Source organism: Roseovarius autotrophicus (assembly GCF_018069895.1).
In the GTDB taxonomy this organism is placed as follows: Bacteria; Pseudomonadota; Alphaproteobacteria; order Rhodobacterales; family Rhodobacteraceae; genus Roseovarius; species Roseovarius autotrophicus.
This window is the reverse complement of record NZ_JAGQDH010000029.1, coordinates 21,099-28,023: the sequence shown is the minus strand read 5'-3', so window position 1 is coordinate 28,023 and position 6,925 is coordinate 21,099. Positions and strand designations below refer to the sequence as shown.

General features: G+C 64.0%; 10 protein-coding genes and 2 pseudogenes. 6 read left to right on the top strand and 6 right to left on the bottom strand.

The features are described from left to right. Nucleotides 1–121: 121 nt before the first annotated feature. From KAK09_RS16995 to KAK09_RS16975, 5 genes and pseudogenes are all read left to right on the top strand, one after another. Entirely contained in the window at nucleotides 122–505 is a 384-nt protein-coding gene (locus KAK09_RS16995) for a hypothetical protein (protein WP_210880128.1), read from the top strand. A 91-nt stretch (nucleotides 506–596) separates the two neighbouring features. Continuing rightward, nucleotides 597–1,466: a BrxR family helix-turn-helix transcriptional regulator gene (locus KAK09_RS16990; protein WP_336244479.1), complete on the top strand. Its 870-nt coding sequence runs from the start codon at nucleotides 597–599 to the stop codon at nucleotides 1,464–1,466. A 221-nt stretch (nucleotides 1,467–1,687) separates the two neighbouring features. Continuing rightward, a pseudogene (locus KAK09_RS16985) lies at nucleotides 1,688–1,825 on the top strand (IS256 family transposase); the annotation flags it as partial. A gap of 56 nt (nucleotides 1,826–1,881) precedes the next feature. Continuing rightward, a complete protein-coding gene (locus KAK09_RS16980; protein ID WP_247651388.1) occupies nucleotides 1,882–2,151 on the top strand; it encodes a hypothetical protein in 270 nt (89 codons plus the stop codon). After that, nucleotides 2,148–2,471, top strand: a complete 324-nt coding sequence (locus KAK09_RS16975) for a type II toxin-antitoxin system RelE/ParE family toxin (RefSeq protein WP_210880125.1) — start codon at nucleotides 2,148–2,150, stop codon at nucleotides 2,469–2,471. Before KAK09_RS16980 ends, KAK09_RS16975 begins: the two co-directional genes overlap by 4 nt. Nucleotides 2,472–2,655: 184 nt before the next feature. On the opposite strand, the gene KAK09_RS16970 is transcribed toward KAK09_RS16975, so the two are convergent. The 6 genes and pseudogenes from KAK09_RS16970 to KAK09_RS16945 form a co-directional block, all read right to left on the bottom strand. Further along, nucleotides 2,656–3,330: a YcbK family protein gene (locus tag KAK09_RS16970; RefSeq protein ID WP_210880124.1), complete on the bottom strand. Its 675-nt coding sequence runs from the start codon at nucleotides 3,328–3,330 to the stop codon at nucleotides 2,656–2,658. 74 nt (nucleotides 3,331–3,404) lie between these two features. Next, nucleotides 3,405–3,713, bottom strand: coding sequence for a hypothetical protein (locus KAK09_RS16965; RefSeq protein WP_210880123.1), 309 nt, complete (start codon nucleotides 3,711–3,713; stop codon nucleotides 3,405–3,407). Nucleotides 3,714–3,772: 59 nt separating this feature from the next. Further along, nucleotides 3,773–4,870 (bottom strand): DUF2793 domain-containing protein, encoded by a 1,098-nt coding sequence (locus KAK09_RS16960; RefSeq protein WP_210880129.1) that lies wholly within the window; start codon nucleotides 4,868–4,870, stop codon nucleotides 3,773–3,775. Then, nucleotides 4,759–5,133 (bottom strand): annotated as a pseudogene (locus KAK09_RS16955) (hypothetical protein); the annotation flags it as partial. The pseudogene KAK09_RS16955 and the gene KAK09_RS16960, both read right to left, overlap by 112 nt. Before the next feature lie 10 nt (nucleotides 5,134–5,143). After that, nucleotides 5,144–5,638 carry an NlpC/P60 family protein gene (locus tag KAK09_RS16950; RefSeq protein ID WP_210880122.1) on the bottom strand — a complete coding sequence of 165 codons (495 nt, stop codon included), beginning with the start codon at nucleotides 5,636–5,638 and terminating at the stop codon, nucleotides 5,144–5,146. Beyond that, complete coding sequence (locus KAK09_RS16945; protein ID WP_210880121.1) at nucleotides 5,638–6,522, bottom strand: DUF2163 domain-containing protein; 885 nt, start codon at nucleotides 6,520–6,522, stop codon at nucleotides 5,638–5,640. Before KAK09_RS16945 ends, KAK09_RS16950 begins: the two co-directional genes overlap by 1 nt. A 77-nt stretch (nucleotides 6,523–6,599) precedes the next feature. Between KAK09_RS16945 and KAK09_RS16940 the strand changes: the two genes are divergently transcribed. Then, complete coding sequence (locus KAK09_RS16940; protein WP_210880120.1) at nucleotides 6,600–6,893, top strand: type II toxin-antitoxin system TacA family antitoxin; 294 nt, start codon at nucleotides 6,600–6,602, stop codon at nucleotides 6,891–6,893. The last annotated feature ends 32 nt before the right edge of the window (nucleotides 6,894–6,925 follow it).

Genomic DNA, 6,925 nt, shown 5'->3' with positions numbered 1-6,925 from the left:
CCAGTCACCCGCCAGCTACATGGAGAGCGCGGCTGACTGGCCGCCGCCCGCCACGCGCGCCCCGCAGAAACCCCAGGTGGCCTAGTTTTGCGCCGCCCCGTGGCCCAATTTTACTCCGGCGTTGACAACCCCTCCGGTCGAGAAGCAGATCTATGGCGGCTTCTACAGCCATGCTGACAAGGTGTTGCTGGTGGAGTTTCAGCATGCAGACTGGCGCCGACGCCAGGAAATCGTCGCCAGCCTGGCCGATCCTCGTCTGCGCCAGCTTGGTCGCCGGCTCGTGGCGTTTCACGCGCCCGAACTGCTCTCGGCCGAAGAGCGCATGCAGTATCGTGCCTGGTTGGAAGAGCGCTGGTCAGCGCCGGATGTCGTGGAGACCGAATGGACGAGCAGCGATCGCGCCCGCAGCGCACTGGCAGTTATACGCGGCGATGGCGGGATTGACCTGCGCCTTGTGTCCGAGATTGAGCTTTACTTGCAGGGCTTTGAGGCGGCCGACGGTTGATCCGCGTCGCGAAGTCGTTCACATGAATCATTTTATTGCGAGGGACTATTTTATAGTTTTATAGTGCAAGGGGGATCAGGAAGGGAACTGGGTGGCAGGCAAGAAAGCAAAGCAGCTGAATTGGAGTGCGTCGAGGCGCAACGAGTTCATTGAGTTCCGGGTTTTCTGGCATGGTCGGATCAACAGGGCCGACCTGATGGACACCTTCGGTATCTCTCTGCAGCAGGCATCGCTCGACCTGTCACGCTATTCGGAACGCTGGAAGCGAAACCTCGTCTATGACAAGAGCCAGCGGGCCTATGTTCGAGGTAGAGCCTTCAAACCTCGCTTTATAACGCCCAGCGCCGAAGATTATCTCGCTCAGTTGCGTGCCGTTGATCAAGGCCTGGTCTCGCGCGACCAGAGCTGGATCAGCGTGTTTCCCGGTTTCGCCGCGACGCCAACACCTGTGCGGGGCGTTGCACCAGAAACTTTGCGCGATGTTCTGGCGGCGATCCACTTGCCCGCTGCCCTTGAGATAACTTACCAGTCAATGTCTCGCCCCGAGCCCAGCGTGCGCTGGATCGAGCCGCATGCGCTGGCCTTTGATGGGTTCCGCTGGCACGCTCGCGCGTTCTGCCAGAACGATCAGGTGTTCAAGGACTTCCTGCTTTCACGGATCGTCGAGATCGACAAGCAGGGAGCGGTCACTGCAGATCCCCAAGCTGACGTAGATTGGCACAGTGACGTGGTACTCGAAATTGGGCCGCACCCTGATCTATCGCCCACTCAGCAACGTGCGATTGAAATGGATTACGGGATGGAAAAGGGCAGGGCGCAGATCCCGGTGCGCCGGGCGCTTCTGTTCTACGCGCTCAAGCGCTTGGGGCTTGATACTGATCCTGCGGCAAGGCGGCCGCAGGATCAGCAGATTGTGTTGATGACGCAATGCGAGGTGCCGCCAAGGCGACCACCAGATTGACCAGTGCAGTTCCGCCGAAATCAACACCTCTTTTCAACAGGTCGCAACATGTCATTTTTCGAAAAACCCATTCTGAACGCCCCTTACTTGATGCCGGCGGGTAGCGTCCACGGACGTGGTGTAATTTCTGCGCCGTCAACGGTGTAATCTCAGGTGGCCATCGAGGTGTATGGTCGAGGTGGAGTTTGGCGACTTCAATCACGGACCACACGGAGACCCCGATGACCAAGACCACCATGGACCTAACCGAGCTTCTGCAAAAGCATGATCAGGGCGACTTGCTGCGCTCGATCGCGGAAGCTGTTCTGCAACTGATGATGGAAAGCGATGTGGACGGCCTGATCGGTGCCGGCCGCCACGGTTGAAACCATCGTCCCGATCCAATATATGACTCAGTCATACCATGGAGGCGCGGATGACCGTCAAAACCACCCTCAGCTTCACCGACCGCCACCACCAGTTCCTTTCTGAAAAGGTCGGGCAGGGCGTGTTCGCGACCCAGAGCGCTGCAGTCGCGGCCGCGCTGGAACAGATGATGCAGGATGAACAGGAACGCGACGTGGCCCTCTCTGCCCTCACGCAGGAAATCCGTGCGCGCATGGAAACGCCGCGCGAAGAGTTCATCGACCAGGACGACGCCTTCGCCACTGCCCGCCGTACTATCGGGGCGGCCCGCGGAGCGTGAACTACCGCATTCGTTTCCACCCACTTGTCGCGCGCGACCTTGACGCCATCGCCCAGTGGATTCTCGATTATGCCGGTCCCGATGCGGCAGCCCGCAAGCTGGCCGAGATCGAGGCGACCATCACCACGCTGAAGGCCACGCCGCACAAGGGCAGTCTACGAGATGAAATCGCCCGTGGTCTGCGTGCCATCCCGGCAGGTCGGAAAGCCGTGATTGCCTTCGTTGTTGACGATGACGCCGCCGAAGTGCTTGTTTATGCAGTCACCTATGGCGGCGCGGATTGGGCCATGCGCAGCAGCGCACGTCGACAAGAAGGATGACCGGGCGATGAGCCACACCCAAAAACAACTCACGCAGCTTGCCGAGAAAATTCTACTTTTGCAGCCCCTTAATTTCGGGGGAGATTACCGTTCAGCAGAAACAGGACGATGGTCAGCACTGCCAGCACGAGGCCCAGCGCCTTGCGCGCCGGGCCGCTGACGAGGATGGTGGTGATCCAGCCCATCATCGCTGGCCCCGTTTCCAGTCGTCGACCCTCGCATGGATGGCGACGGCGATGCCGGTCAGTGCCAGGGCGATGAACACCCAGCGCAGGGTGTCGAGGTAGGGCACCAGCGGCTGGATAGCAGATTGGGTCTCGGCAAGGACCAGCTGCGCCACCTCCACCCCGGTGGCGCCGACGGTGGCCGCTCCCGCCGCACCGCCACCGCGCAAAGTGCGGCTGTCGGCCAGCACCTCGCGGGCAGGGGCCAGCTCCGGCACGAAGGGTGTGGCGCGGGGCGGGAAGGGATCGCCCCAGCTGCGCGCGGGCCCGAGATCGATATGCATGAAGCCCGAGCGGGGATAATAGCCGAAGCCGAGGAAGCCCACGGCCCGTGCTGCCGCCTCGAAGGCAACGGGATCGTGGTTCGACATGGCGATATCAAACGCCGTGCCCTGCATGTGTTTGTAGGCAGGCGCACCGCCGACCGCGCGGTTATGCGCCGGGCTGCGATAGGCCGAGCGGACAATCAGCGGCTTGCCGAGGCGGTTGCGCAGCGATTGCAGCTTGTCCATGGCCTCTGTGTTGATCCTGATCGCGCCCTCCCCGCGCGACGCGATCTCTGCGGGCGAAAAGCTGGGCCAGCGCCAGTCAGAGTCTGGCACGTCGCGGTAATGGGCATAGGTGGTGGTCGGCATGATGGTCTCCAGATATGCAAAACCCGCCTGCAGAGGGCGGGTCGGGTGGGGTGGCTTGGTGATGGGCGCGATCGTCAGTCGGTGCGGCCGCGCTGGAAGGCTTCAAACATCAGATCTCGCATCGCGCGGATGTCGGCCTCGATGCGCTCCAGCCGGTCGGCGTCGCCCTTGCGATCCTCTGCGCGCTGGCGATCCACGCGGTCGCGCTCGGCGAGCAACTCGCGGTCCAGCCGCAGCAGCATCGCGTCATTGGTGAAGGCGCGGCGCGTGACGGCGGCGAGGAGGGCTATGAAGCCGCCGATCAGCGCAGTGATGGCGGCGGTCAGGCCATTGTCGCGCAAGGCCGCGCCGACCTCCTGCAGCAATGAGGTGCGCTCTGTCATGATGATATCCTTTGGTCGGGGGTTGGTGTTGGTGTGCAACAGGGGTGTGCCGGGGGCCCTCAGCCAACCTTGCAGCCCCAGAATGAGGTGTGATTGGCCGCGAAGAACCCGTCCGCAGCCCGGAAATACCCCTGCAGTTCGACGGTATCGCCTGCGGTCAGTGGCACCATGGTTTGCAGCCAGAGGGCGGTGGCGAGAGAGACGTGACCGCCGCTGATTTCGCCGAAGGAGCCGCGGATTTCGGTGGTGCCGTTCAGCACGAGCCGCCCGCGCATGCGCGCCGAGGTGCTGGCATTGACCTTGTAGAGGAGCGTCGCGCCGAAGAGGTAGGTGCCAGAGGCGGGGGCCACGAAGTGGTTGTTGGCGGCGTCGAATGCGCCCTGATCGTTATAGTCGGTGTTGTTGATGCCGATCTTCGTCCAGGTCCCGACGCCCACGTAATTGTCGAAGTTGGTCCATGCCTTGAAGCGCGGCAGCCGGGGCTGATCGACGATACCGGTGGTGTTGTCGACGCTGAGGCCATCGAAGAAGGTGCTGCCATCGGGCGAGACCGCGAGGCGCAACCTGTCGGAGCCGAAGAGGCCGACCAGCGCTCTTGTCACGAAGCCGGTCTGCAGCGTCAGGCCGAGATCGTCGCCTGCAGCCTCCTTGTTCATCGTGTAGAACAGATCGCCTGTGCCGCCCTCGGCCACGGTCTTTGCCGTCCAGAGAGCGGCGTTCAGCTTGGCCGAGAACGGATTGGCGGCGTCCGCCGTGGTGCCCAGCCCCAGCAGCGCCATGTTTTGCAGCGCGTCCGGGGTGGACCCGATCCAGCCCGCGCCGTCAAAGACCAGCAGCAGGCGTTCTCCGGGCAAACTCTCCCCCGGAGAGTTTGCTGATCCGTCGAACTCCTCGACCCATGCCCGCCAGCCGGGCCGCGGGGGAAGCTGCATCCACGCCCCGTCGACCCAATAGGCGATGCTGTTGTCCCACCCCGCCCAGTCGCCCGTTGCGCCGGAGGCTACGAGGAATCGGTCGCCATCGTTCGGGTCAGGCGGCGGCGCGGTACGGCGAAGGAGGCAAAGTAGAGAAACTCGGTGGTGGTGACCCTTGGCCCGCCGCCCTTGCCGCCGCCCTGACGGCTGGTTTTGGTCTCCTCGCGGAAATCCGTGGCCCAGATGATGTTGCCGCCGATGCGCATCCGGCCAAAGAGACGCGGGATCACCGCCCCTTCGGTCGAGGAGGTGATGCGCAGACTGTCGAGGCGCTGGCCTTCGATCCGCTGGGCCGGGGCGAGCGACGAGACGATCCAGGTGTCGACCACCGACCCGATGGATGAGCCGACAAAACCGCCGATGGTGGCGGCGCTCACGCCGAGGAGGCTGCCGCCGATGCTGCCGCCAATGGCGGTGCCGACGGCGCCGAGGACAAGGGTTGCCATGGGGGAGGTCTCAGCTTCTGGGGAAGAGGAAGGCGATGCGCCGCCGCCAGCTTGGGGTGAGCCCTTGCTCGATCACACCCAGCCGTTCATAGGCGTGGATAAACCGGTCAGGTCCGGTCAGGATCCCGACATGTTTGGCGATGGCGCGCGGGGCCATGCGGAAGAGCACCAACGCGCCGGGCGGTGCGTCGGCGGGTGCGGCTTCCATCATCATGCGGCGCGCGCCCTCGGCTAGCCCTATCGGGCCTTCTCCGCCTCCAATCGCTCCACTGGAGCGATTGGCCCCTTGCGGGACCGGCTCCGAAGCCTCACGCGGGCCCATCTCGCCCCAATCCCGGCTGTAGGGCGGGATCGGGAAGGACTCGTCGCCCACCACCTCGCGCCAGACGCCGCGCGCGAGGCCAAGGCAATCGCAACCGACCCCATGCAGACTTGCCTGGTCGTGATAGGGCGTGCCGAGCCAGCGGCGGGCGGTGGCGATGACAAGGGCGGGATCGGCGGTCATCACAGAACTTCTCCGTCATGGCTGCCATCTTGCGATGCATATCTGAGGACCGCGTCCTGCCCCGGGATATGCGGGAAGCCCCGGAAGTTGGGGGTGTTGGCGAACTTGCCCGTGCAGGTGGCGATGCGCTTGTCGCAGCCCGCGCGCGAGATGAAACTGTCGCCCTCGGCGATGGCGCGGATGGGCGCTTCCAGCAGGGTCAGGGTGGCGATGGTAGCGGTCAGGCCATGGGACAGGACTTCTGTGATCCGCCCGGCATTGGTGCCACTGGTCCAGGTGAGGGTCCCGGCGGCAAACCAGCCCGCGTCAAACCCCGCCAGCCCCGAGGCCCGGAAGGCGCGGTCGCGCAGCAGGTCGGTCACCATGCCATTCCCCTTGTAAACGGCGTTTTCCAGATCGATGCCGCAGCGCGCATCGCCAAGCTCCGCATCGCACCCCGCCTGAAACGTCCGCCCGACGGTCTGGCCGAGGAGATGTGCCAGACTGCGGACCTCGGCCACGAAGGCGATCCGCCCGCGCCGGATTTGACCCACCGCACCCCGGCGCAGGAGCACACGCTGGTTGGCGTCGGCCCAATTGACCCGCCACAGCTCGACCGCCGCGTTGTCCCAGCGCCCGTCGAGAATGTCGCTCTCGGTGATCCGATCCGAAGTCAGAACGCCACTTGCGTCCTGTGCATCGACGGCCAAGTCTGACCCGGCGCGGATCTCCGAGGCGGCAAAGCCGCTTTCCGGTTCAAACGCGGTGCCATCGAAAACCAGAGCGCGATCATGATCGGTGAAGCCCAGCGCCACACCATCGCTGCGCGAAATCCGCCAGCACCAGGCGAGCGTGGTGGTGCCTTCATCGAGATGGGCCTGCAGGTCTGGGCAGAGCGATTTCATGATTGGTCCGTTCCGCAGTTGAAATGTAAAGCTACTGTCTTTACATATGAGATCAAATCATCACAGGAGTGCGTGCCATGGTTGCCGTGACCCCCAACGACGACGCCCAGCGCCGGTCGCTGATCAATCTTCGCGTCACCCCGCGTGACCGCGAACTGATCGACCGTGCCGCAGCGACCCTCGGCAAGAACCGCTCTGAATTCATGATGGAAGCCAGTCGGCAGGCCGCCGAGGATGCCCTGATGGATCGCACGGCGTTCCGGCTGGACGCCGAACAGTTCAGCGCCTTCATGGCTCAGCTTGATGCGCCTCCTGCACCGAACGCGCGCCTGCGCAAGCTGCTGGCCACGCCCGCGCCATGGGACAAGTGACGCCGGGTGACGGACCCCTGCGCGCGCCGGAA